This window comes from Allobosea sp. GW823-FHT01F03 (genome assembly GCF_058798075.1).
The window spans coordinates 4394885-4418092 of sequence record NZ_CM179505.1; the positions used below are offsets into that span (position 1 = coordinate 4394885).

The 23208-nt window shown below is 68.2% G+C and carries 21 protein-coding genes; 13 read left to right on the forward strand and 8 right to left on the reverse strand.

Features of this window, described 5'->3' with window-relative positions; translation table 11 throughout:
• Positions 1 to 14: 14 nt before the first annotated feature.
• Positions 15 to 887, forward strand: coding sequence for a hypothetical protein (locus AC3RCC_RS21065; protein ID WP_492256485.1), 873 nt, complete (start codon positions 15 to 17; stop codon positions 885 to 887).
• 65 nt (positions 888 to 952) lie between these two features.
• Entirely contained in the window at positions 953 to 1879 is a 927-nt protein-coding gene (locus AC3RCC_RS21070; protein ID WP_291642720.1) for an SMP-30/gluconolactonase/LRE family protein, read from the forward strand.
• 169 nt (positions 1880 to 2048) lie between these two features.
• Here the strand turns inward: AC3RCC_RS21070 and AC3RCC_RS21075 are convergent, their stop codons facing one another.
• The 3 genes from AC3RCC_RS21075 to mscL form a co-directional block, all read right to left on the reverse strand.
• Complete coding sequence (locus tag AC3RCC_RS21075) at positions 2049 to 3125, reverse strand: AbrB family transcriptional regulator (RefSeq protein WP_492256486.1); 1077 nt, start codon at positions 3123 to 3125, stop codon at positions 2049 to 2051.
• Positions 3126 to 3224: 99 nt separating this feature from the next.
• Complete coding sequence (locus tag AC3RCC_RS21080) at positions 3225 to 4415, reverse strand: pyridoxal phosphate-dependent aminotransferase (protein WP_492256487.1); 1191 nt, start codon at positions 4413 to 4415, stop codon at positions 3225 to 3227.
• 141 nt (positions 4416 to 4556) lie between these two features.
• On the reverse strand, positions 4557 to 4976 hold the full coding sequence (gene mscL / locus AC3RCC_RS21085; RefSeq protein WP_492256488.1) for a large conductance mechanosensitive channel protein MscL: 420 nt from the start codon (positions 4974 to 4976) through the stop codon (positions 4557 to 4559).
• A 324-nt stretch (positions 4977 to 5300) separates the two neighbouring features.
• Between mscL and AC3RCC_RS21090 the strand changes: the two genes are divergently transcribed.
• Positions 5301 to 8873, forward strand: a complete 3573-nt coding sequence (locus AC3RCC_RS21090; RefSeq protein WP_492256489.1) for a PAS domain-containing hybrid sensor histidine kinase/response regulator — start codon at positions 5301 to 5303, stop codon at positions 8871 to 8873.
• Between the two features lie 99 nt (positions 8874 to 8972).
• Here the strand turns inward: AC3RCC_RS21090 and AC3RCC_RS21095 are convergent, their stop codons facing one another.
• Positions 8973 to 9557 carry a thioesterase family protein gene (locus tag AC3RCC_RS21095; protein WP_492256490.1) on the reverse strand — a complete coding sequence of 195 codons (585 nt, stop codon included), beginning with the start codon at positions 9555 to 9557 and terminating at the stop codon, positions 8973 to 8975.
• A gap of 121 nt (positions 9558 to 9678) precedes the next feature.
• On the opposite strand from AC3RCC_RS21095, the gene AC3RCC_RS21100 reads away from it, so the two are divergent.
• The 3 genes from AC3RCC_RS21100 to AC3RCC_RS21110 all read left to right on the forward strand — a co-directional run bounded on the left by AC3RCC_RS21100 (position 9679) and on the right by AC3RCC_RS21110 (position 11152).
• Positions 9679 to 10191, forward strand: coding sequence for a tyrosine phosphatase family protein (locus AC3RCC_RS21100; protein WP_291638887.1), 513 nt, complete (start codon positions 9679 to 9681; stop codon positions 10189 to 10191).
• A gap of 173 nt (positions 10192 to 10364) precedes the next feature.
• Positions 10365 to 10829 (forward strand): Lrp/AsnC family transcriptional regulator, encoded by a 465-nt coding sequence (locus AC3RCC_RS21105; RefSeq protein ID WP_291638888.1) that lies wholly within the window; start codon positions 10365 to 10367, stop codon positions 10827 to 10829.
• A gap of 65 nt (positions 10830 to 10894) precedes the next feature.
• Positions 10895 to 11152, forward strand: a complete 258-nt coding sequence (locus AC3RCC_RS21110; protein ID WP_291638889.1) for an exodeoxyribonuclease VII small subunit — start codon at positions 10895 to 10897, stop codon at positions 11150 to 11152.
• 279 nt (positions 11153 to 11431) lie between these two features.
• Here the strand turns inward: AC3RCC_RS21110 and AC3RCC_RS21115 are convergent, their stop codons facing one another.
• Both AC3RCC_RS21115 and AC3RCC_RS21120 read right to left on the reverse strand, forming a co-directional pair.
• A complete protein-coding gene (locus tag AC3RCC_RS21115; RefSeq protein WP_492256491.1) occupies positions 11432 to 12019 on the reverse strand; it encodes a biotin transporter BioY in 588 nt (195 codons plus the stop codon).
• A 93-nt stretch (positions 12020 to 12112) separates the two neighbouring features.
• Positions 12113 to 12781: a GntR family transcriptional regulator gene (locus AC3RCC_RS21120; protein ID WP_291638891.1), complete on the reverse strand. Its 669-nt coding sequence runs from the start codon at positions 12779 to 12781 to the stop codon at positions 12113 to 12115.
• 127 nt (positions 12782 to 12908) lie between these two features.
• On the opposite strand from AC3RCC_RS21120, the gene AC3RCC_RS21125 reads away from it, so the two are divergent.
• Positions 12909 to 13829: a pirin family protein gene (locus AC3RCC_RS21125; protein ID WP_452116531.1), complete on the forward strand. Its 921-nt coding sequence runs from the start codon at positions 12909 to 12911 to the stop codon at positions 13827 to 13829.
• A gap of 46 nt (positions 13830 to 13875) precedes the next feature.
• Entirely contained in the window at positions 13876 to 14787 is a 912-nt protein-coding gene (locus tag AC3RCC_RS21130) for a DMT family transporter (RefSeq protein ID WP_492256492.1), read from the forward strand.
• A gap of 17 nt (positions 14788 to 14804) precedes the next feature.
• Here AC3RCC_RS21130 and AC3RCC_RS21135 read toward each other — a convergent pair whose 3' ends face one another.
• The gene (locus AC3RCC_RS21135; RefSeq protein WP_492256493.1) at positions 14805 to 16031 is read right to left on the reverse strand and encodes an MFS transporter; all 1227 of its coding nucleotides are present in this window, start codon (positions 16029 to 16031) and stop codon (positions 14805 to 14807) included.
• 157 nt (positions 16032 to 16188) lie between these two features.
• On the opposite strand from AC3RCC_RS21135, the gene dxs reads away from it, so the two are divergent.
• Together dxs and AC3RCC_RS21145 are read left to right on the forward strand one after the other, a co-directional pair.
• Positions 16189 to 18099, forward strand: coding sequence for a 1-deoxy-D-xylulose-5-phosphate synthase (gene dxs, locus AC3RCC_RS21140; RefSeq protein ID WP_492256494.1), 1911 nt, complete (start codon positions 16189 to 16191; stop codon positions 18097 to 18099).
• A gap of 4 nt (positions 18100 to 18103) precedes the next feature.
• On the forward strand, positions 18104 to 18844 hold the full coding sequence (locus tag AC3RCC_RS21145; RefSeq protein WP_492256495.1) for a TlyA family RNA methyltransferase: 741 nt from the start codon (positions 18104 to 18106) through the stop codon (positions 18842 to 18844).
• Positions 18845 to 18847: 3 nt separating this feature from the next.
• Here the strand turns inward: AC3RCC_RS21145 and AC3RCC_RS21150 are convergent, their stop codons facing one another.
• Entirely contained in the window at positions 18848 to 19282 is a 435-nt protein-coding gene (locus tag AC3RCC_RS21150; protein WP_291645174.1) for a hypothetical protein, read from the reverse strand.
• 155 nt (positions 19283 to 19437) lie between these two features.
• Here AC3RCC_RS21150 and AC3RCC_RS21155 point away from each other — a divergent pair, with 155 nt between their 5' ends.
• The 3 genes from AC3RCC_RS21155 (at position 19438) to AC3RCC_RS21165 (ending at position 23148) form a co-directional block, all read left to right on the forward strand.
• Positions 19438 to 20199 carry an SOS response-associated peptidase gene (locus tag AC3RCC_RS21155; RefSeq protein ID WP_492256496.1) on the forward strand — a complete coding sequence of 254 codons (762 nt, stop codon included), beginning with the start codon at positions 19438 to 19440 and terminating at the stop codon, positions 20197 to 20199.
• Positions 20200 to 20262: 63 nt separating this feature from the next.
• Positions 20263 to 21870 (forward strand): gamma-glutamyltransferase family protein, encoded by a 1608-nt coding sequence (locus AC3RCC_RS21160; RefSeq protein WP_492256497.1) that lies wholly within the window; start codon positions 20263 to 20265, stop codon positions 21868 to 21870.
• Between the two features lie 141 nt (positions 21871 to 22011).
• The gene (locus AC3RCC_RS21165) at positions 22012 to 23148 is read left to right on the forward strand and encodes an AGE family epimerase/isomerase (RefSeq protein WP_492256498.1); all 1137 of its coding nucleotides are present in this window, start codon (positions 22012 to 22014) and stop codon (positions 23146 to 23148) included.
• The last annotated feature ends 60 nt before the right edge of the window (positions 23149 to 23208 follow it).

The following is a 23208-nucleotide window of genomic DNA, read 5'->3' on the forward strand; positions in this document are numbered from 1 at the left end:
TGGAGAAAGGCGAGTTGCAGGGCTTCACCTTCAACGAACCGCCCTATGACGACGGCTACATCAATCTGCCGGCGGCCTACGACATCAAGGACCGCGCCGCCTATCGCCGCCTTCAGGCCGCATTCGACGATCTTTTCCGCAAGGGCGCACGGCTCAAGATCACCTCGGTAGCATGCGGGGCGGCGGGCAGGATCGTCAAGCTGACGTCGGCGACGCTGCTTGACGACATGCCGCCGCGCAGAGCAGCGCCTGCCGCCGCGCCGGCGCCCTCGCCGGAACCTCGGTCCGCGGAGGCAGCGGGCGGCGACGGCGGCGTGAAGAGCGATGACGGCGACGACAGCGTGCTGCGGGCGCCGGATGGGCCCCGCATCGAGGAATCGGCCTCCGCCACCCCGCCACGACCAACCCCACAACGACCGGTACCGACACCGCAGCCGGCTCCGCAACAGCAAGCCCAAACGAAGCAGGCTGGCGAGGACGAAGCCCTGTGGGATTTCTCGACCTATGGCCGCAAGGCCAAGCTCGGCATCGCCGACGGCAATCATTTCGCGACGCTGATGCTCGACTGCGTACAGGGCTCCGGCCGCACGACAGTGCTGGCCGATGACCCGCAAGGCAAGTATCGACGCGGCTCGCGGCAGACCTTCAGGATCACCGCCGGCGAGGACATGGTCGCGATCACCGGCAAGGCGATCTACTCCGAAATGGACGCAGCGATGCAAATCGAGGCGACCATCGAACTGGAGCCGCTGCGGGACGTATTGTCGGAGATCGCGCGCCAAAGCCGTTTCGTCATCAGGACGCCCGGCGGCAGCCAGCCCGTCGACATCCGCGGCGCCAACATTGCAATCCCGAAATTTCTCGCAGCCTGTAGCAGGCGTCGCTGACGAGAAAACACATCCCGCAAGGCGGGTTGATCAAGTCGATCCATCAGGACCACCGGAGACAAGACATGTTCGGCTTCATCGAAGGCTTCAGCGTCGAGGTCTACGATTTGCGCTTCAACCGGATCGTGCCCGCCTCGGCCCGGATGGAGCGGCTCTGGACCGGCGCGCGCTGGACGGAAGGGCCGGCCTGGTTCCCGGCGCATAACACGGTGGTCTGGTCCGACATCCCGAACGACAGGATGATGCGCTACGACGCGCTCTCGGGTCATGTCGGTATCTTCCGGCAGCCGGCGCGCAATTCGAACGGCAACACGGTCGACCGCCAGGGACGACTCGTCACCTGCGAGCATGGCGGGCGCCAGGTGACGCGCACCGAGCATGACGGCTCGATCACCGTGCTCGCCAGCCATCATCAGGGCAAGCGGCTGAACTCGCCGAACGACGTCGTGGTCAAGTCGGACGGCTCGATCTGGTTCACGGACCCCGATTACGGCATCCTCAGCGATTATGAGGGCGACAAGGCCGAAAGCGAGATCGGCCGTTGCCATGTCTACCGCATCGACCCGCATTCGGGCGCACTGACCATCGTCGCCGACGATTTCGTCAAGCCGAACGGGCTCGCCTTCTCGCCCGACGAAAGCGAGCTCTACATTTCCGATACCGGCGCCAGCCACGACCCGCAGAACGGTCCGCGCCATATCCGCAAATTCGCGGTCACCGGCGACGGCACGACGCTCGGCGCCTCCTCCGTCTTCGCCGAAAGCACGGCCGGGCTGTTCGACGGCTTCCGCTTCGACGCAAGCGGGCGGCTCTGGACCAGCGCCGCCGACGGGATCCACGTCTACCACTCCGATGGCACGCTGATCGGCAAGGTTCTGGTGCCGGAGATCGTCGCCAATCTCTGCTTCGGCGGGCCGAAGCGGAACCGGCTGTTCATCTGCGGTACGACCTCGCTCTACGCGCTGATGACCCACACCAACGGCGCCGCGTAAAATCGGCAACCTCCCGCGGCCCTCATCCTGAGGAGCGGGCGGAGCCCGCGTCTCGAAAGATGATTCAGCTGTTTTCGGAGGCTTCTGGAGCATCCTTCGAGACGCCGCCTTGCGGCTCCTCAGGATGAGGGCTGTGGAAACTCTGCCACCAACGGGGCGCGGCTGACGCTCAGTTCTCCGACGGCGGCTTCTCGGGTTTGATCCAGCCGACGATGAAAGGCATCGAAAGCCCGAGCAGCATGAAGCGCGCGAGATGGTGCGCGCCGACATAGAGTGGGTCGAGCCCCATGGCGAAGGCGAGCATCGCCATCGCCTCGAGCCCACCCGGCGCGAACGCGGCCATGGCGCTGGCATAGGGCACGCCGGCAAGCCAGGCCGCCGGCCAGGCGAAAGCGAAGGCGACGAGCATCGAGACCACGAAGCCGCCGATCGCCAGCGGGAAGAGCGCCGCGATCTCGTTGCGCTTGAGATTGGAGACGCGCCCGCCCATGGCGGCGCCGAGCATCACCATCACCGCCGTGGCGATCTCCGGCGGCAGCGTGCCATGGACGATTCCGGCGCCGTGCAGCACGGCGCTCGCCAGCGTCGCGCCAAGGATATAGGGCGCCGTGACGCGCAGCCGGTCGAAGATCAGGCCAGTCGCGAGGGCGCAGCCGAGCACCAGCACCATGTCTGGAAGGCTGATCACCTGCAAAGGCGGCGGGACGCCGACCCCGCCACCACCGCCGCTGCTCAGTTTCATGATGCTGGGCAGGACGGCCACCAGCACGAGAATGCGGAAGAGCTGGATTGCGGCGATCCGGCCGATATTGGCGCCCTTGTCCTGTGCCACCGAGATCACCGCCGAGAGCGCGCCGGGAGCGGCGGCGAGCAGCGAATCGATCCAGGACCAGCGCGCCACAAAGCGCAGATACGCCCCCGTCGCCAGCATGATCGCCGCCAGCGCGACGAGCAGGATGAAGAGCGAGCCGGGATAGCGCGCCGTCGCCGCCAGCGCCTCGGGCGTGGCGGAGGAGCCGATCAGGGCGCCCGACATCACCATGGTCGAATCGAACCAGGGCTTGCGCAAATCTGGCAGCGGCCGGATCACGCCGATGATCGAGACCAGCAGCATCGAGCCCGAGAGCCAGGCGGCGGGAATGTCGAGCAAGGCGAAAAGCCCGCCGCCGACCGCGGCGCAGGCGATCAGGGCAGCTTCGCGCGACAGCGTGCGCAAGCGATAGGGCAGGAAATTCGGAACGGGCATGCCTCAGGCCATGCGCCGGCTCGGCGCATGGCGGCATCAATGAAGGGCGCGGCCGACTTGGTCAAACGCCCGCAGGGCGCGTCGGCCATGCATTCGCGCTCAGGCCGAGAGTGCCTTTTGCAACCGCGCGACGGCCTCGGTGAGATCGGACGCCTTGCGCGCGAAGCAGAGCCGCAGACCGGTCTCGCCGCCGGGGCCGAAGGCAGTGCCGGGCGCCAGGCCGACATTGGCGGTGTCGACCAGCTCGATGGCGAGCGCGCGCGAATCGGTGCGGCCGTCGACGGCGAAGAACTGGTAGAAGGCGCCGTCGGGCGCCTGCAGCGAAACGCGATTGGTCGCCTTCAAGCCCTCGGCGATGATGCGCCGGCCTTCCTTGGCCCGGGCGATCTGCTCGGCGACGAAAGGCTCGCCCTCGTCGAGCGCCGCGATGGCCGCGCGCTGGACGAAGACCGGCGAGCCCGAGGTCGAGTACTGGATCAGGTTCTCGATGATCTGGCCGAGGGCCGGCGGGGCCTCGATCCAGCCGATGCGCCAGCCGGTCATCGCCCAGTTCTTCGAGAAGGTCTGGACGAAGAGAAGCCGGTCCTCCTGCTCCATCACGTCATGGAAGGAGGCGGCGCGGGCCGAGCCGTCATAGACGAAGCGCGCATAGATCTCGTCGGCGATGATCCAGATGCCGTGCCTGCGGGCAAGCGCCAGGATCGCGGCGAGCTCGTCGCGGGTCGCGGTCCAGCCGGTCGGGTTCGCCGGCGAGTTGATGACGAGGGCACGCGTGCGCGGCGTGATCGCCGCTTCGAGCTTGGCGAGATCGAGGGTGAAGCGTCCCTGGTGGAAATCCATCGCCACGGAGACTGTCGCGGCTCCCGCGACGCCGAGGGCCGCGGCGACATTGGGCCAGGCCGGGGTCGGGATGACGATCTCGTCGCCGGCTCCGGCGATCATCCGCACCGCGATCTGGACCGACTGCATGCCCGAGCCGGTGACGAAGAAGCGATCGGCCGAGAAGGGCCGGCCATAGAGTGCGGCATGGTAGCGGGCCAGAGCCTCGCGCAGCTCGGGGATACCGCGCTGCCAAGTGTAGAAGGTCTCACCATCGGCCAGCGATTTGTTGGCGGCGCGGATGATGAATTCCGGCGTCGGCAGATCGCCCTCGCCGACCCAGAGCGGGATCAGGCCGGGCTTTAGCCGGCCGTGGTTGACGACCTCGACGATCCCGCTTTCGGGCGCGCTGCGGGCCTCGGGTCGCAGGTCGGCGATCAGGCTGGTGCCGGCCGGGGCATGCATGTTCATGGTCGATCCTTCGCGGGAAACATGCCGGCCAATCTAGCCCATCGTCGGGCGCGGCGGCATGAAATCGCGAGATCGACCCGATCGCTCGCAGTGATGGTTCGCGGGGCGCGTCCGAAGACCCGGCTCGCCCCGCGAAGGCAGTCAGGCCTGCTTCTGCTTCAGCAGGTCGCGGATCTCGCTGAGCAGGGCGATGTCCTGCGGCGGAGCCACCGGCTCGGCCGGCTTGGCCGCCTGCTTGCGCCGGAGGGTGTTGATGCCCTTGACGACGAGAAACAGCACGAAGGCGATGATCATGAAGTTGACCGCGACGGTCAGGAAATTGCCATAGGCGAGGACGGCGCCCTGCTTCTTGGCATCGGCGAGGACCGGCGACGTGACGCCGCTGTTCAGCCCGAAGAAGTAGTTGGAGAAGTCGACGCTGCCGATCGCGCCGATCAACGGCATGATGATGTCGCCGACGAGCGATTCGACGATCCTGCCGAAGGCCGCGCCGATGATCACGCCGATGGCGAGATCGACGACATTGCCCTTCAGCGCGAATTCCTTGAATTCATTTATCATGGAGCGCCTTTCCGAATGCTTGGCCAGTTTTCGGCACCGCGCTGCGCAATGCCGCCCCCGCCCGCACGCTAAACCAGCCGCGCCGGCCGAGGAAACAGTCTTCCGGCCGTTTTCCTCGGCCTTCCTCAAGAGAAAAGCAGCTTCCAGGCCTCGATTGGCCAGTTTGCGAAGATCAGGCGACGAAGAACACTGCGAAAGGCCCATGGGGATCATAAGCGGCATGGCAACCGCTGACGGATCGCCCGCGCCGGTCTAATGGCTGATGGCGGCCGGCGTCCTGCGGCGGTAGGCTGACTTCAAGAACAGTGGCTGCGAGGGAGCCCGATGATTCCGGCCTGGTCTGTCGTGCTGACGGCGCTCGCCTATCTCTGCGCGCTGTTCGCGATCGCCCATCTCGCCGACACCTCGGGCCGGCGCCTGATGAGCGGGCGGGCGCGCACGACGATCTATGCGCTGGCGCTCGGGGTCTACTGCACCTCCTGGACCTTCTACGGCTCGGTCGGCTTCGCGCATCGCAACGGCTTCGACTTCCTCGGCATCTATGTCGGGCCGATCCTCGTCATCGGCCTCGGCCACCGCTTCGTCGCACGCATCGTGACGATCGCGAAATCGCAGAACATCACCTCGATCGCCGACTTCGTCGGCGCGCGCTACGGCAAGAGCGAGCGCGTCGCCGCCATGGTCTGCCTCGTCGCGGTGATCGGCGCGCTGCCCTATATCTCGCTGCAGCTGAAGGCGGTGGCGAACTCGCTCTCGGTCTTCCTCGCCGCGACCGGCGGGCCGGCGCCGCTCGCCGATCTCCCGGTGCTGGGCGACCTCGCCTTCCTCGTCGCACTCGTCCTCGCCGGCTTCGCTTGCGCCTTCGGCACCCGCCATATCGACGCCACCGAACATCAGGACGGGCTCGTCCTGGCGATCGCGGTCGAATCCCTGATCAAGCTGATCGCCTTCCTCGCACTCGGCCTCTTCGTGGTCTACGGGCTGTTCGACGGCGGCGCCGACCTCTTGGCACAAGCGACCCGCGCGGCCGTGGATGCGCCGCCGATCTGGCAGCGGACCTCGAACTGGCCGACCTTCCTGACGCTGACCGTGCTGTCGTCCTTCGCAGCGCTCTTGCTGGCGCGGCAGTTCCACATGGCGATCGTCGAGAACCGCGACGTGCAGGACGTGCGCCGCGCCGCCTGGATGTTCCCGCTCTATCTGATCCTGATCAATCTCTTCGTCCTGCCGCTCGCAGCGGCGGGCGAGGTGATGCTGACCGGATCGAACATCGATCGCGACATGACGGTGCTCCTGCTGCCGTTGCAGGAGCGGGCGAGCCTCGTCGCCCTGCTCGTCTTCATCGGCGGGCTTTCGGCCGCGACCGCCATGGTGATCGTCGTCTCGGTCGCCCTCGCGATCATGATCTCGAACCACATCGTCATGCCGCTGCTGCTGCGCGGACGCGGCGTCGCGCCGGACCCAGATCGCGCCACTGCGGCCTGGGCGCGCGGAAGGAGCGCGAACGGCTCGACCGGCGGCGATCTCGGCTCACAGGTCGTCCATATCCGGCGCGGCGCGATCATCGCCGTGATCCTGCTCGGCTACGCCTATTATCGGGCATCCGGCGAAGCGGCTCTGGTCTCGATCGGCCTGCTCTCCTTCGCCGCCACGGCGCAGATCGCGCCGGCCTTCTTCGGCGGCCTGATCTGGCGGCGCGGCACCGCTCTGGGCGCCGTGGTCGGGCTGGGTGCCGGACTGCTGACCTGGCTCTACACGCTGCTGATGCCGAGCATCGCCCAGCCCGGCGGCTTCTGGAGCGATATCGTCCAGAACGGCCCGCTCGGCATCGGCCTGCTACGGCCGGAAGCGCTGTTCGGCGTCACCCTGCCCAGCCTGCCGCATGGCGTGCTGTGGAGCCTTTCGGTCAATCTCGCCTGCTATATCGGCTTCTCGCTCATGCGTCCGGCGAGCGCGATGGAGCGGCTCCAGGCCAATGCCTTCATCGATTCCGACCGCGCCACCATGGCCCAGTCCTTCTCGCTCTGGCGCTCCAGCGTCACCGCGGCCGAGTTGCAATCGACCATCGGCCGCTATCTCGGGCTGGAGCGCACGCAGCGTGCCTTCGAGGGCTTCGCGCAATCGCGCGGCGAGGAACTCAACGGCGCGCGCGAGGCCGACATCCACATGCTGCGCTTCGGCGAGCATCTGCTCTCCTCGGCGATCGGCGCCGCCTCCTCGCGGCTTGTGCTCTCGCTGCTGCTGCGCCGGCGCAACCTCTCGACCGAAGCCGCCTTCAAGCTGCTCGACGACGCCTCGGCGGCGCTGCAATACAATCGCGATATTCTTCAGAACGGCCTCGACCATGCCGGGCAAGGCATCACCGTGCTCGACCGCGACCTGCGCCTGCTCGCCTGGAACAAGGCCTTCATCCAGCTCTATGGCTTGCCGCCCTCGCTGGTGCGCTTCGGCACCGGGATCGACGAGGTCGTGCGCTACAATGCGGCGCGCGGCGCCTATGGCGAGGGAGCGCAGGACGAGCTGATGGCAGCGAGGCTGGAAAGCCTGGTGAACGACCGCGAGCCGGTCCGGCTGAAGCTCTATCCCTCGAAGAAGGTGATCGAGATCCGCTCCAACCCGCTGCCGGATGGAGGCCTCGTCACGACCTATACCGACATCACCGATTCCGTGGTCGCGGAGGAGGAGCTGGAGCGCACCAACGAGACACTGGAGGGACGCGTCGCCGAGCGCACCGAAGAACTGCAGCGCGTCAACACCGAGCTGCAGCGGGCCAAGGCCGAGGCGGAAGACGCCAACGCCTCGAAGACCCGCTTCCTCGCAGCCGCCAGCCACGATATTTTGCAGCCCTTGAACGCCGCCCGGCTCTATGCCTCGGCTCTGGTCGAGCGCGACCGGGCGGCGAACCGACCCGAGCTCGCCGAGAACATCGACGCCTCGCTCGACGCCGTCGAGGAAATCCTGACCGCGCTGCTCGAAATCTCGCGGCTCGATGGCGGGGCGCTCAAGCCGGAGATCTCGACCTTCCGGCTCGACGAGCTGATGCGGCAGCTGCAGCGCGAATTCGAGCCGAGCGCGCAGGAGAAAAGCCTGACGCTGGTATTCTCGCCGACTTCGGCGACGATCCGCTCCGACCGGCGGCTGCTGCGGCGCCTGCTGCAGAACCTGGTCTCGAACGCGATCAAATACACGCCGAACGGCAAGGTTCTGGTCGGCTGCCGTCGCCGCGGCGAACAGGTCGCCATCCAGGTGCTCGACACAGGCCTCGGCATCCATGCCAGCAAGCAGAAGATCGTCTTCCGCGAGTTCCTGCGCCTCGACCCCGGCGCCAAGGTGGCGCGCGGCCTCGGCCTCGGGCTCTCGATCGTCGAGCGCATCGCGCGCACGCTCGACCACACGCTGACCCTGTCCTCGACGCCGGGCCGCGGCACCCGCTTCTCGCTGCTGGTGCCGACGGCGGCGCAGATGCCCGCGGCCACGGCCTCCGCTCCCCGGCGCCTGCCTTCCGGCGGACAGCTCTCGGGACTGAAGATCCTGGCGATCGACAACGAGCCCTCGATCCTCGACGGCATGCGGCTGCTGCTCGGCGGCTGGGGCTGCACCGTCGCCACCGCGAGCGGCCTCGACGAGGCCCTGTCGCTGATGGACGCCGGCCTGAGCCCTGACGTGGTCATCGCCGATTACCATCTCGACGAGGGCGACGGCCTCGCCTCGATCGCCAGCCTGCGCAAGCGCGCCGGTGCCGGCCTGCCGGCAATCCTGCTGACAGCCGATCGCTCGCCGGAGATGCGCGAAGCCGCCGCTGCGCTCGACGTGCACGTGCTCAACAAGCCGCTGAAGCCCGGCGCCCTGCGCGCGCTGCTCGCGCAATGGCGGGCGACGCGGCTCGCGGCGGAGTGAGCGGACAGCGCTCCCGCCCTACCCCGTGATTTCGGCTGGAGCGCAACGGAACGCCGGGATGGCGTTTCAACGCGCCGTGAGGGACCTCGTCCAGGCCGCCTATTCCGGCAAGGCCTCCGTCAGCCCCCGCCCCGTCGCACCGGCCTGACGCATCGCCTCCTCGGCGCGCAGGAAGGCCTCGACCTCGGGGCTCGGCGGCGGGCTCTCTGCTTCGACGCCGAGCTCGGCGAGCAGACGGGCGACCGGAACGAAGGCCTTGCCCTTCCGGTCGTAGAGCGCGGCACGCACCAGCGCCACCGCCGCGACGATCTCACCGCCATCGCGACCATCGGCGAGGATGCGATGCTGCATCACCACCCAGCCCTCGGCCCAGCAGAGCATGCGGGTTTCGAGGCGGATGGCGCGGAACAGCCTGAGTTCGCGGCGAAAGCGGATCGTGCCGCAATTCACCACCGGCACCCAGCCATGGCGCAAAATGGCGCGCCAGAGGCCGCTGCGCAGCATCAGGTCGGTCCGGCCGAGATCCATCAGCCCCCAGTAGCGCGCATTGTTCATATGCAGGCTGGTGTCGAGATCGTGGAACCAGACCCGAAAAGGCAGGATCGAGGCCTCGAAGGGCGGCCTCAGCCGCGGCTGGAAGGGCCGGGAGAGCAGCAGCCAGAGCAGGCGCAACCAGAGATTCATGCCGGCAACCTTCGGCGTGGATGAAGTTCCCGCGCTTGTAGCCGGAAACCGGCGCCACGCCATAAGCTCGTCATCGACAGGCTCCAGAGATTCGCCGCCGTCAGCTCCCGAAAGCCCGCTCATGCCGACACTCCACGTCTCCTCCCTGTCGAAGCTGAACGAGACCGTCGCGGCGGTCGGCGCGAGCCATGTCGTCACCCTGATCAACGCCGCGACGGCGGTCGAGACCCCGCCCGGGATCGCCGCGGAACGGCATCTGATGCTCGCCATGTCCGACATCACCGCCGAAATGGCCGGGCACGTCATTCCAGCCAGCGAGCATGTCGAGCGCCTGCTCGGCTTCGTGCACGACTGGGACCGGCAGAACCCGATCGTCGTGCATTGCTGGGCCGGGATCAGCCGTTCGACGGCCGGCGCCTATATCGCGGTCTGCGCGCTTCGGCCGGAGCGGGACGAGGGCGAGATCGCCGAGCGCCTGCGCGCCCTCTCCCCGTCGGCGACGCCCAATGCCCGGCTGGTCGCGCTCGCCGACGAGATCCTCGGCCGCGGCGGGCGGATGAGCGCGGCGATCGAACGGATCGGCCGCGGCGCCGATGCCTTCGAGGGCAAGCCCTTCCGTTTCGACCTCGACTGACTTCGGCCTTCGCGCAGAATCATGCGGCGGGCCGGGTCGGTTCGCCGCACTGCGCAGAAAATGGCGCAGTGCACGCAAGGACCTGCTTGCCAGTGGCCATTTTTTCGCAGAAACATCCCGCCTCGAAAGCAGGCGCAAAGATAAGCGCCGCCGCCCGAGGATGCTGCGCAATAATGTCGATCGAACTCGATTCCCGTGACAGGACGATCCTGCGCATCCTGCAGAATGACGGGCGCATCACCAATTCGGATCTCGCCGAGAAGGTGCATCTCTCGCCCTCGGCCTGCCTGCGCCGGGTCCGCCAGCTCGAGGAGAGCGGGCTTATCCGCAGCTACGCCATGCTGCTCGACGAGAAGATCGCCGGCTTCCCCGGCACCGCCTTCGTCTTCGTCACGCTCGACCAGCAGGGCCGCGCCTCGCTCGAAGGCTTCGAACAGGCCGTGCAGGGGCTGCCCGAAATCCTCGAATGCCATCTGCTCGCCGGTGCGCACGACTATCTGATGCGGGTGATCTATCGCGATTCCGCCGATTTCGAGCGTATCCACACCGACATCATCACCCAGCTTCCCGGCGTGACGCGGGTGCAGTCGACACTGACGCTGCGCACCATCAAGAAGAGCTCGGCGCTGCCGGTCTGAGCCTGGGCGGGGTTGCGGGGCCCGGCCTCAAGGCCGATAACGGGCGCCCAACAGGATTCGCCTCAGTGACCGAAGCCAAGCCCAACGCCGATATCGCCACCCTGCCCTTCGAGGAGGCGCTGAAGCAGCTCGAGGCGATCGTCGCCCGGCTGGAGCGCGGCGACGTCGCGCTGGAGGAATCGATCGACATCTACACACGCGGCGAGGCGCTGAAGGCGCGCTGCGACGCGCTGCTGAAGCAGGCCGAAGCGCGCATCGAGAAAATCACCCTCGGCGCCGACGGCAAGCCGACGGGCACCGCCCCGCTCGATGTCGAGAAATAGGCGGGCACTCAAGCAGGGCGCTCCAGGCGCGCTCTACGCCGAATTCGTGACCACCATACTCGCCGAAAGCGCTTCAGGCGCTATGGCATCGGACCGAAAAGCGGACTCCACTTTTCGGAAAATTCTGATGCAACAACAATGAGATAGATCACCGTGACCGCGTCTGAACGGACGCGTGGTGATCTAGGCCTCGGATGATGCGACGCGGCTCGCCCGGCTGGCGAACCACGAAAAGATGGGTAAAGCCGCCGCCTGAGGCGACGGCTTTACCCCTGCGCGTCAGGCCGCGCGCTTCCGGCCACGCTCGAAGGCGACGAGGATCGCCGCGCCGAGCGCCGATTTCAGCACGCCACCGATCAGGAAGGGCAGGACGCCGGCGAGGATCGCCTTCTCGACGCCGATCAGGGTCGAGAGCCAGAGCGCGCCGAACACCAGGCAGAGTGCGTTGCCGATGAGCATGGCGACAAGGGCGAGGCTCGGGCGGCTGCCGTTCCAGCCGCGCTCGACCAGCCAGCCGACCAGCGCGCCGACGATCGGGAAGGCGAAGAGATAGCCGGCCGTCGGACCGACGAAGGACAGCAGGCTGCCATTGCCGTTGGCGAGGACCGGCAAGCCGAGCGCCGCCTCGAACAGCCAGGCGGTGATGGTGATCGCGCCGAGGCGCCAGCCATAGAGCGCGCCGATCAGCGTCACCGCCAGGGTCTGCATGGTCACCGGCACCGGAATCATCGGCACGCTGATCTGCGAGGAGATCGCGAGGATGAGGGTCCCGAGCAGGACGGCGGCGATCTGGACGGTCAGGGGCCGCGCGCCGAGGGCGAGCGGGGCGAGACCGGGCCGGGGCGCGGCCTGGGACAGAGGATTCATCGGCATCTCCTTGCTGGTGCAGAATTATAGATAATTTACATTCGCGATCTATTACTGACGCCACAGCCGGCGCCGATTTGCAAGCCTCGCCCGTCAGCCGACAATGGCGAAGGCATCGCGTGTCGCCCCCGAGGCCATGCGCACGGGCTTGCTGCCGACCCACTGCACATGCCGGGCAAGCACCGCCTCGGCCTCGTCCAGTCGCCCGGCCCGCAGTGCCGCCAGGATCACGCCATGATCATGGTCGGTGCGACCATCCCATTCCGAGCGCCAGGCGGAAAACAGGAAACGCGCGCTGGCGGCATGCAGGTCATCGATGGCGGCCAGCAGCCGCGGCATGGCGCAGGGCGTCAGGATCAGCCGATGGAACCGGCGATTCGCCGCCTCCCAGGAGCGGACGTCGCGGGAACGGTCGCCGGCTCTGGTGGCCTCCTCGGCCTCGTCGAGGATGGCGCGCGTCAGATGCGGCGCGGCATGGCGCAGCGCCAGCACCTCGAGCGCGGCGCGCATCTGTGCGACCTCACGCACTTCACGCAGGTCGAAGGCGGCGACGCGTACGCCGCGGCGTGGCTCGCTGACCGCCAATCCCTGCGCCTCGAGGCGCTGAAAAGCCTCGCGCACCGGCACATGGCTGGCGCCGAATTCGGCCGCGACATGGTCCTGCCGCAGGCGGCTGCCGGGCTCGAGCTGGCCGGAAATGATCCGCTCGGCCAAAGTGCGGCTGATCCGGACCGAAAGCGTCTCTGTCTTTTCCTTAGGCATGGATTATCGATAATTTTTCCGGAGGTCGGCGTCGAGCCGAATTGCAACCTTCTCACCCGGCACCTTGCCCAAGCGAGCTCGCACGCGCAGACTCGACGCCGGTTCAGCGCTCATGGGAGAAGCCGCCATGTCCCAGCTTCCAGACAACGACCCGGTCCCCGGCGATACACGCTCCTGCGAAGCGCTCGAGCAGGTGATCGTGCCGCGCGCGCATGATCTCGGCGGCTTCTCGGTCCGGCGGGCCCTGCCCTCGATCGGCCGCAAGATGGTCGGCCCCTTCATTTTCTTCGACCAGATGGGCCCGGCCGAGTTCCTGCTCGGCGAGGGCATCGATGTCCGCCCGCACCCGCATATCGGGCTCTCGACCGTGACCTATCTGTTCGACGGCGAGATCATGCATCGCGATTCGCTGGGGACGGCGCTGCCGATCCGCCCAGGCGCGGTGAACCTGATGACGGCCGGGCGCGGCATCGTCCATTCCGAGCGCACCGCCCCGGAGGAACGACTGAAGGCACCGAAGCTCTACGGCATCCAGACATGGCTCGCTCTGCCGAAGACGCATGAGGAGATCGCGCCGGGCTTCATCCACCACGCCGCGCCCGAGCTGCCGCGCATCGTCGGCGAAGGCAAGCGCATCAGCCTGATCATGGGCTCGGCCTATGGCCGGACGTCGCCGGTGAAATTCCCCTGGGACACGCTCTATGCCGAGGCGGTGATGGCGCCGGGCGCGATCCTGCCGCTCGACCCCGATTATGACGAGCGCGCCGTCTACATCGTCTCCGGCAAGATCGACATCGCAGGCGACGAATTCGGCGCCGGCCAGCTCCTGATCTTCAAGCCGGGCGACCGGATCTCGATCCTCGCCGTCGACCAGAGCCGGTTGATGCTGATCGGCGGCGAGCCGATGGACGGGCCGCGCCATATCTGGTGGAATTTCGTTTCCTCCTCGAAGGAGCGCATCGACCAGGCCAAGGCGGAATGGAAGACTGGCCGCTTCGACACCGTGCCCGGCGATTCCGAGGAATTCATCCCGCTGCCGGAAGGATAGAGCGGCCCGGGTTGCCGCCAGCACGAAACGCCTCTCGAAAGCCGCCATGCCATCGCAACGGGAATTGCCTGCGCCCGAATCGGGCCCGACGCGGCTACGCGGATTTCTCTGGGCCGGGCTCGCCGTCTCGATCTTCGCCGGCTGGTTCGTGGTCACGCGCTTCAGCGTCACCCGCACCCTCAATGTCTGGGACCTGACGGCGCTGCGCTACGGCATCGGCGCGATCCTGCTTGCGCCGGTGCTGCTGCGCCGGCTGCCGCCCAGGGCCTGGCGCAACGGCTTCGTCTTCGCGGCGCTCTGGGGCGCGCCCTTCGCCATCCTCGTCGCCTTCGGCGTGCAGATGACCTCGGCCGGCCGCGCCGCCTCGGTAACGCCGACGCTGATGCCGGTCTTCGCCGGCCTGCTCGGCTGGCTCCTGCTGCGCGAGCGGCCGGGCCGGATCAGGCTCGCCGGCTATGGCGCCATCGCCGCCGGGCTTTGCGGGCTCGTGCTGACCGCCGGTGGTGCGCAGGGAGCGCCGAGCCTGCTCGGCCTGGGCCTGCTCGTCCTCGCGGCCGTCATGTGGGCGAGCTACACGCTGATCCTGAGGCGCAGCGGCCTGACGCCGATCCAGTCGGCCGCACTGATCTGCTTCTGGTCGGCGGTGATCTTCGTGCCGACCTACATCACGCTCGGTCTCAGCCATCTCGGGCAGGCGCCGGCGGCCGAGATCGCGATCCAGAGCTTCTATCAGGGCGTGCTGATGAGCACCGTCGCGCTGATCAGCTTCAATCGCGGCGTGACGCTGCTCGGTGCCTCGGCCGGCGCGGCGATGATCGCGCTCGTGCCGGTCGCCGCCTCGCTGCTCGCCATCGTCTTTCTCGGCGAGATCCCCGACATGGCGGAGGGAATATCGATCGCCCTGATCGTCGGCGGCGTCCTGCTCGCTGCGAGGCCTGCGGGGAACAAGGCACGCTGAGGCGAGCCATCCACCGCTCAGCCCGAGTTCAGTTCCCCTGCCGGCATCACCTTGAGCCGCGGCATCTGCGAGGCGAGGATCGCCAGCGTCGACAAGCCGAACAGGACGACCGGCAGCCAGATCGCGGCCTCCAGCCCGAAGCGCTCCCCGGCCAGCCCGCCGGCGAGCGCGCCGAGCGGGCGCATGCCGTACATCGCAGTGGTGATGGTGGCGCTGACACGCCCGAGCAGGGGCTGCGGCGTCACGGCCTGGCGCAAGGTCGTCTGGGTGATGAACCAGAGGATCGGGCCGAAGCCGAACAGGAAGAAGGCGAGCGCCAGCGCCGGCCAGCCCCAGGCGGGTGGGGCCGATGCGAGCAAGGCTGCCCCGAGCAAAGAGACCGCCGGTCCGAAGACCAGCAGCATCCCGGTCGGCAGGCGCGCGATCAGCCAGGCGCCGGAGAGGGCCGCTGCGACCGCCCCGGCGCCGTAGACGGAGGAAGCCAGGCCGACAGCCTTCGGATCGAGCGCCAGCACCCGCAGCGCATAGGGCGCGACCAGCGCCATGAAGGCGAAGAAGGCGAGATTCCAGGCGATTGCGCAGAGCGCGATCGGCCGCAGATAAGGGTGACGGGCGACGAAGGCGCCGCCCTCGGCGATGGCGCGATGCAGCTTCTGCCGCGGCTGGGCCGGCGCGGCCTCTGCCGGCAGGCGCATGGCCGTGGCGATGACGACGAGGCCCGCCACAGCGCAGAGCGCCAGTCCGAGCCAGCCGCTGCCGCGCGCCACCGTCCAGCCGGCGATCAGCGGCGCGATCAGGTTGAAGCTCGCCCGGCCGAGTTCGAGGCGGCTGTTCGCTCGCGGCAGCAAGGCGAGCGTGACCGCGCGCGGCATCAGCACGAAGACCGAGAGCGCGATCACGACCGGCCCGGCCGCCGCGACGAAGGTCGAGAGCGCCAGCGCCGGGCCTATCATTCCCGCCGCAAGCAGGGCCGCACCGAAGCCCGAGCCGACAGCCATCAGCAGGCCGCCGAGCAGGATCAGGCTGCGCGGGGCGACCCGGTCGGCCAGTACGCCCGCCGGCAAGGAGATCAGCAGCCAGGCGGCGGACTGGGCGGCGACGAGCAGGCCGACGAAGCGCGCGCTCGCTCCCGCTTCGGTCGCTGCCAGCGTGATCGTGTCGAGCGCCAGCTTGTCGGCGAACTGCGCCGCGACGCCGGTCAGGAGCAGGACGAAAAAGAGCGGCGAGCTCAAGGCCGAGCGCATGGCAAGTTTCCGATTTCGCGGACGGGGCACGCGGATGTCCCACGCACCGATGCCCGCTCCCACCCGTTTCCTGCCCGGGCTGCGACCATCAGAGGTTTGCCAGCGCCGCCCCGAGCGACTATTCGGGAATGACGATCAAGCCAGCAGCGGCCAGCCCTTGACCCGTCCCAAGACACCCCTTCTCGACCAGGTTCCCGATCCGCAGGCCTTGCGCCGGCTCGACGATGCGCAGCTGCGCCAGCTCGCCGACGAGCTCCGGGCCGAGACGATCGACGCGGTCTCGGTGACCGGTGGCCATCTCGGCGCCGGGCTCGGCGTGGTCGAGCTCACAGTCGCGCTGCACCATGTCTTCGACACGCCGCGCGACCGGGTGATCTGGGATGTCGGCCACCAAGCCTATCCGCACAAGATCCTGACTGGCCGCCGCGCCGGCATCCGCACCCTGCGCCAGCCCGGCGGCCTTTCCGGCTTCACCAAGCGCTCGGAGAGTGAATACGACCCGTTCGGCGCGGCCCATTCCTCGACCTCGATCTCGGCCGGGCTCGGCATGGCGGTCGGCCGCGATCTTGCCGGCGGCGCCAACAATGTCATCGCGGTCATCGGCGACGGCGCGATGTCGGCCGGCATGGCCTATGAGGCGATGAACAATGCCGGCGCGCTCGGCTCGCGGCTGATCGTCATCCTCAACGACAACGACATGTCGATCGCCCCGCCGGTCGGCGCGATGTCGGCCTATCTGGCGCGGCTGGTCTCCGGCCGGACCTATCGCTCGCTGCGCGAGATCGCAAAATACCTCGCCGAGAAGCTGCCGCGCTTCTTCCACGAGAAGGCGAAGCGCACCGAGGAATATGCCCGCGGCTTCTGGACCGGCGGCACGCTGTTCGAGGAGCTCGGCTTCTACTATGTCGGCCCGATCGACGGGCATAATCTCGACCATCTCCTGCCGGTGCTGCGCAATGTCCGCGACGCCGAGAGCGGGCCGATCCTGGTCCATGTCGTCACGCAGAAAGGCAAGGGCTACGCCCCGGCCGAGGCCAGTGCCGACAAATATCACGGCGTCGTCAAATTCGACCCTGTCACCGGCCAGCAGGCCAAGGCGCCGGCCAATGCGCCGAGCTACACCAATGTCTTCGCCAATGCCCTGATCAAGGCGGCGCGCGAGGACGAGAAGATCGTCGCCGTGACTGCCGCCATGCCGTCCGGCACCGGGCTCGACGCCTTCGGCAAGGAATTCCCCGGCCGGACCTTCGATGTCGGCATTGCCGAGCAGCATGCGGTGACCTTCGCCGCCGGTCTCGCCAGCGAGGGCTTCAAGCCGTTCTGCGCGATCTATTCGACCTTCATGCAGCGCGCCTACGACCAGATCGTCCACGACGTCGCGCTCCAGAACCTGCCGGTACGCTTCGCGCTCGACCGGGCCGGGCTGGTCGGCGCCGATGGCGCGACCCATGCCGGCTCCTTCGACATCGCCTATCTCGCCTGTCTGCCCGGCATGGTGGTGATGGCGGCGGCCGACGAGGCCGAGCTGACCCATATGGTCGCGACGGCGGCCGCCCATGATGCCGGCCCCATCGCCTTCCGCTACCCGCGTGGCGAAGGCGTCGGCGTCGAGCTGCCGCAGCACGGCGTGCCGCTCGAGATCGGCAAGGGCCGGATCGTCAGGGAAGGCACGCAGATCGCCCTGCTCTCGCTCGGCACACGCCTCGCCGAATGCCTTTCGGCCGCCGAACTGCTCGGCCAACGCGGCCTCTCGACGACGGTCGCCGATGCCCGTTTCGCCAAGCCGCTCGACGAGGCGCTGATCGCGCGCCTCGCTCGCGAGCACGAGGTGCTGATCACGGTCGAGGAAGGCTCGGTCGGCGGCTTCGGCAGCCATGTCCTGCAATTGCTGGCGCAGAGGGGCCTGCTCGACAGCGGGTTGAAGATCCGCAGCCTGACCTTGCCCGACAGCTTCCAGGACCATGACAAGCCCGAGAAGATGTATGCCGATGCCGGCCTCGACGCCGCCGGCATCGTGCGCGCGGTCGAGGCGGCGCTCGGCCCGGCCAGCGCCATCAAGCGCGCCTGAACCCATGACCGCCGGCCTGCCGCGCCGCGTTCGCGCTGATCTCTGGCTGGTCGAGCGCGGTCTGTTCGAGAGCCGAGCCCGCGCCCAGGCGGCGATCGCCGCCGGGCTGGTCAGCGCCGATGGCGTTGTCCTGCGCAAGGCGTCGGAGACGGTCGCGGTCACGGCGACGATCGAGGCGCAGGCGCCCCATCCTTATGTCTCGCGCGGCGGGGTGAAGCTCGCGGCGGCGCTCGACGCCTTCGGCTTCGATCCGGCCGGGCTCGCCTGCCTCGATGTCGGCGCTTCGACCGGCGGCTTCAGCGACGTGCTGCTCCGGCGCGGCGCGGCCCATGTCCATGCCGTCGATGTCGGCCGGTCGCAATTGCATGAGAGCCTGCACGGCCATGCCAGGCTGACCAGCCTGGAGAGCCAGGATATCCGCACGCTCGATCCCGCCCTGCTCGGGGAGCCGCCGGGGCTCGCCGTCATCGATGTCAGCTTCATCTCACTGAAGCTGGTGCTGCCGGCCGTGGCGAAGCTGCTGGCCCCCCGGGCGCAGCTCGTCGCACTGGTGAAGCCGCAATTCGAGACGAAACGCTCGGCGCTGAAGAAGGGCGTGCTGCGCGACGAGGCCCTGCAGGCAGAGATCTGCGCCGAGATCGCCGAACTCACCGCCGCGCTCGGCTTCCGGGTCTCGGGTCCAATCCCCTCCCCGATCGAGGGCGGCGACGGCAACCGCGAATTCCTAATCGGCGGGGCGCGCTGAACCTCAACCGGAGATCAACCCATCGACCTCAGCCTGTATCGCACCGGGATCGATATGAGCGGCATCACCCTGGCCATTGGCATTGATGAAGGCTGCGGCCCGCGCGATCAGGCGGCGCAGGGACAGGCAGGCGACATCGACGATCAAGGCCGGGTCTTCGCTGTCCGGCATCTCGTCGAGCAGCGCCGTCGCGGTGAGGACGAGACGGTCCATGGCGGCGCAGAGCGCGTCGAAGCCTGCGACCTCGCGTGACCCGAGCCGCCGGTAAGCCTCGTGCGCTTCCGCGGCGCAGCGCAGCGACGAGGCCAAAAAATGCTCGGAATAGCTGACCGCCCGCCACGCCTGCAGCTCGACCAGGACGGTGCGGTCCATCGGCACCATCTCGAGCAGCATCAGCGCCTCGCTGTGGCGGTTCAGATAGTCCGTCGACAGGCGCATCGGCGAGGGCGCAGCTCCAGAGCCGGCCGCCGCGTTCGGCGCATCTGATCTTGCGGGAGCAGGCATCCGGGCGGCCTCGAAATCGCTGGGAATATGCGTGCCCAAACCCAAATAAAGTATTGATCGGACATAACGGAACGTCGACTGAACAGGACATGTGTGGCCGCTACGCCGTAACCTTGCCGCCGGAAGCGATGCGCCAGGCCTTCGCCTATCGCGAGCAGCCGAACTTTCCGCCGCGCTACAACATAGCGCCGACGCAGCCGGTGCCGGTGGTCAGGCTCGAACAGGGCACGCGCCAGTTCATGCTGATGCGCTGGGGCTTCATCCCCGGCTGGGTCAAGGACCCCAAGGACTTTCCGCTGGTCATCAACATCCGCAGCGAGAGCGCCGCCGAGAAGCCGTCCTTCCGCGCTGCCCTCGCCCGAAGGCGCTGCCTGATGCCGGCCGACGGCTTCTATGAATGGCACCGCCTCGGCGAGGGCCGCCGGCAGGAAAACCGGCCCTATCTCTTCCGCCGGCCAGATCGCGGCCTCTTCGCCTTCGCGGCGCTCTGGGAGACCTGGCACAGCCCGGATGGCTCGGAGATCGACACGGTCGCGATGATGACCGGTCCCGCCAACGGGCAGATGGCGGCGATCCATCATCGCTCGCCCGTCATCGTGCCACCCGAGGCTTTCGACGCCTGGCTCGATCCGGCGGCCGAGCCGGCGACGCTGCGGGGGCTGCTGCGCCCTCCCCCCGACGACTTCCTGGAGATGATCCGGCTCGGCGATGCCGTGAACAAGGTCGCCAATGACGGGCCGGAATTGCAGCAGCCCTTCGATCCCGCGTCGGCGCCTAAGCCGTCCGAACCCAAGCCCGCCATGCGTTCGCGGCGGGGCGGCAAGGACGATGCGCAGGGCAGCCTGTTCTAGCGCGGGAGGCGAGCGCGCGCTTACTCTCGGGCAACGACAAAAGCGATTTGAGGAACGCCCGACATGCATGGCCGCCGCCCGACGATGAGCTCCCTGCACGGCATGGTCGCTGCCGCCCACCCGCTGGCGGCCCAGGCCGGTGCCCGCATCCTCAGCCAGGGCGGGAATGCCTTCGATGCGGTCGGCGCTGTCGCCGCGGCGCTCAATGTCGTCGAGCCGTTCATGTCGAGCCTCGCCGGCATGGGCTCGGCGACGATGTGGGTGGCCGCCGAACGCCGCGTGCGCGTCCTCGATTTCGTGCCGCCCGTGCCGGACAGCTTCCCGCTCGAGCGCTTCAGCCAGCGTTCGGATCTGGAGCGCGGCGCGCTCGCCGTCGCCCCGCCCGGCAACCTCGCCGGCTGGTGCGAGCTCAACCGCACCTATGGCCGCCTGTCGCTGCCGCAGATCTTCGCACCGGCGATCGCGCTCGCTGCCGACGGGTTTCCGCTCGCCGAGTTCGGCGTCGCCGAGTTCAACGAACAGGCTCCGCTGCTGCGCGAGCGCCCGGAGCTGCATGCCGACTGGGCGAGAAACTACCTGCCGGATGGCGGCGATACGGTCGAACTCGGCCAGATCCTGAGCCAGCCCGCTCTCGCCCGTACGCTCTCCGACATCGCGGCCAAGGGGCCGGAGCACTTCTACCGCGGCGCGCTCGGCGAGACCGTGATCGCACATCTCAAGGCCAAGGGCGGCACGCTGACCATGGCCGATCTCGGCAAGGTCGCGCCGCGCTGGCGTGAGCCGATCGCCGCCGCCTATCGCGACCGGCTCGTGCATGTGCCGCCGCCGGCCTGCGAAGGCTTCCAGTTCCTCCTGACGCTGCGCATTCTCGACGGCTTCGAGCTCGCCGGGCTGGAGCGCAACGGCGTCGAGCATCTCGACATCGTCTACCGCGCCATCCGCCTCGCCGCCGGCCAGCGCATCGCCCACAACAATCCGAAGCCGGAAAAGCTCGCAGAGCTGCTGTCCGACGCCTCGGTCGAAAAACTGCGTGCCCGCCTGCGCGACGGCCAGCCGATCACCGGCCCGACCGAGCAATGGATGGCGGAAGCGCCCGCCGGCGAGGACCCGGCGCACACCACCTCCTTCTCGATCGCCGACCGCGAAGGCAATCTGATCTGCGTGACGCAGAGCATCGGCAGCCCGTTCGGCAGCGGCGTGGTCGTGCCGGGCACCGGCCTTTGTCTCAACAATTTCCTGTACTGGGCCGATGTCCAGCCCGGCAGCCCGAACCGCTCGCAGCCCGGCTCGGAACTGCCGATGTGCATGTCGCCGAGCCTGTCGACCCGCAATGGCGAGCCGGTGCTGGCGCTGGGTACACCCGGCAGCTACGGCATCCTGCAGACGCAGGCCCAGGCCATGGTCCAGCATGTCGATTTCGGCCTGCCGCTGCAGGAAGCGATCGAGGCGCCGCGCGCCCGGCTCTGGGATGGCCGCGCCATCGAGGTCGAGGATCGCATCGCGGCGCAGACCATCGCCGCCCTGCGGCAGCGCGGCCACGAGATCACGCCCTTCGATACCGGATGGACGATGCGGGTCGGCGGCATGCAGGCGGTCGCGCGCGATCCTGCGACTGGCAGACTGACAGGCGCCTGCGATCCGCGCCGCGACGGCTATGTCGCGACGCCCTGAGCGGGCGCGAGTAGGAAAAATCCGTGCTCGACTGAATGGCGGCGGTCCATGCGTCTGCCCTCTGGCTTCGCCGACGCCGAGGTGGCAGAGCAGCGGCCATGACCGCATGCCATGACGGCGGTGTCTTCGAGGACTGAAAGCATGTCGGCGCCTGCGCGGAACGATCTTCGCTCCTGGCTGACGGACAGCCTGCTGCCGGGCTGGATCGCGCGCGCCTACGACCCGGCGCGGCCGGGCTTCGTCGAATATCTCACACCGGACGGAAAGCCCGAGCTTGGCGAGATCCGCACGACGTTGGTCACGGCGCGCCTGACCTATGTCTTCAGCCATGCCCATCTGCTCGGCGTATCCGGCGCGCTGGCGGCGGCGCGGCACGGCATCGCCTTCCTGACCGGCGCCCTACGGCAGCCGGACGGACGCTTCGTCCATTCCTGTACTGCGGACGGAGAGGTCGTCGACGGCAGGTCCGATTTCTACGATCTCGCCTTCGTGCTGTTCGCCCTCGGCTGGTACGCAAAGGCGAGCGACGATCAGAGCGTGCTGGCAATGGCCGGCGAGGTCATGGACTTTCTGGAGCGGGAGCTGGCGCACCCGGCCGGCGGCTTTCAAGAGGATACGCTGGATACCCAGCCCCGGCGCCAGAACCCGCATATGCATTTGCTTGAGGCTTGCCACGCACTCGCAGCGGTTTCGCCCAATCCGCGCTGGCTGGCGACCGCCGACAAACTGGTTGTGCTGATGCGGGAGCGCATGCTGGACGGAAACGGCACGCTCGGCGAGTTCTTCGGCGAGGATTGGGCGGCCTTTCCCGGTCCGCGCGGGCTGATCCGGGAACCCGGTCATCATTTCGAATGGACCTGGCTGCTCTATCACCATGACCGGCTGACCGGCTCGGCCGAGGCGCGCGATCTGGCGCGCAAGCTCCATGCCTTCGGGCAGCGTCAGGTCGATACGCCGGGCAACGGCTCGGGCCTCGTCGTGAACGAGGTCGATCCGACGGGCCGCGTGCTCAACGGCGCGGCGCTGCTCTGGCCGCAGACCGAATATCTCAAGGCGCTCGTCGCGCGGATCGAGTTCGAGGGCGATGCGGATGCCGCGGCACGGCTCGAACGGCATGTGGAGCTAATCTTCCGACACTTCGTCGACCGCGAGAGCGGGCTCTGGGTCAACCAGATCGACGAGCGCGGGCGGCCGATCGCCGACCGGGCTCCGGTCAGGGTGCTCTACCATCTCGTGCTGGCGCTGGCCGAGATCTGCCGGGTTCGCGAGGGCGTATAAGGGCGATCTGGACCCGGCCGGATCGTCATTCCGGACAAGCGGCGAAGCCGCGCAGCTCCG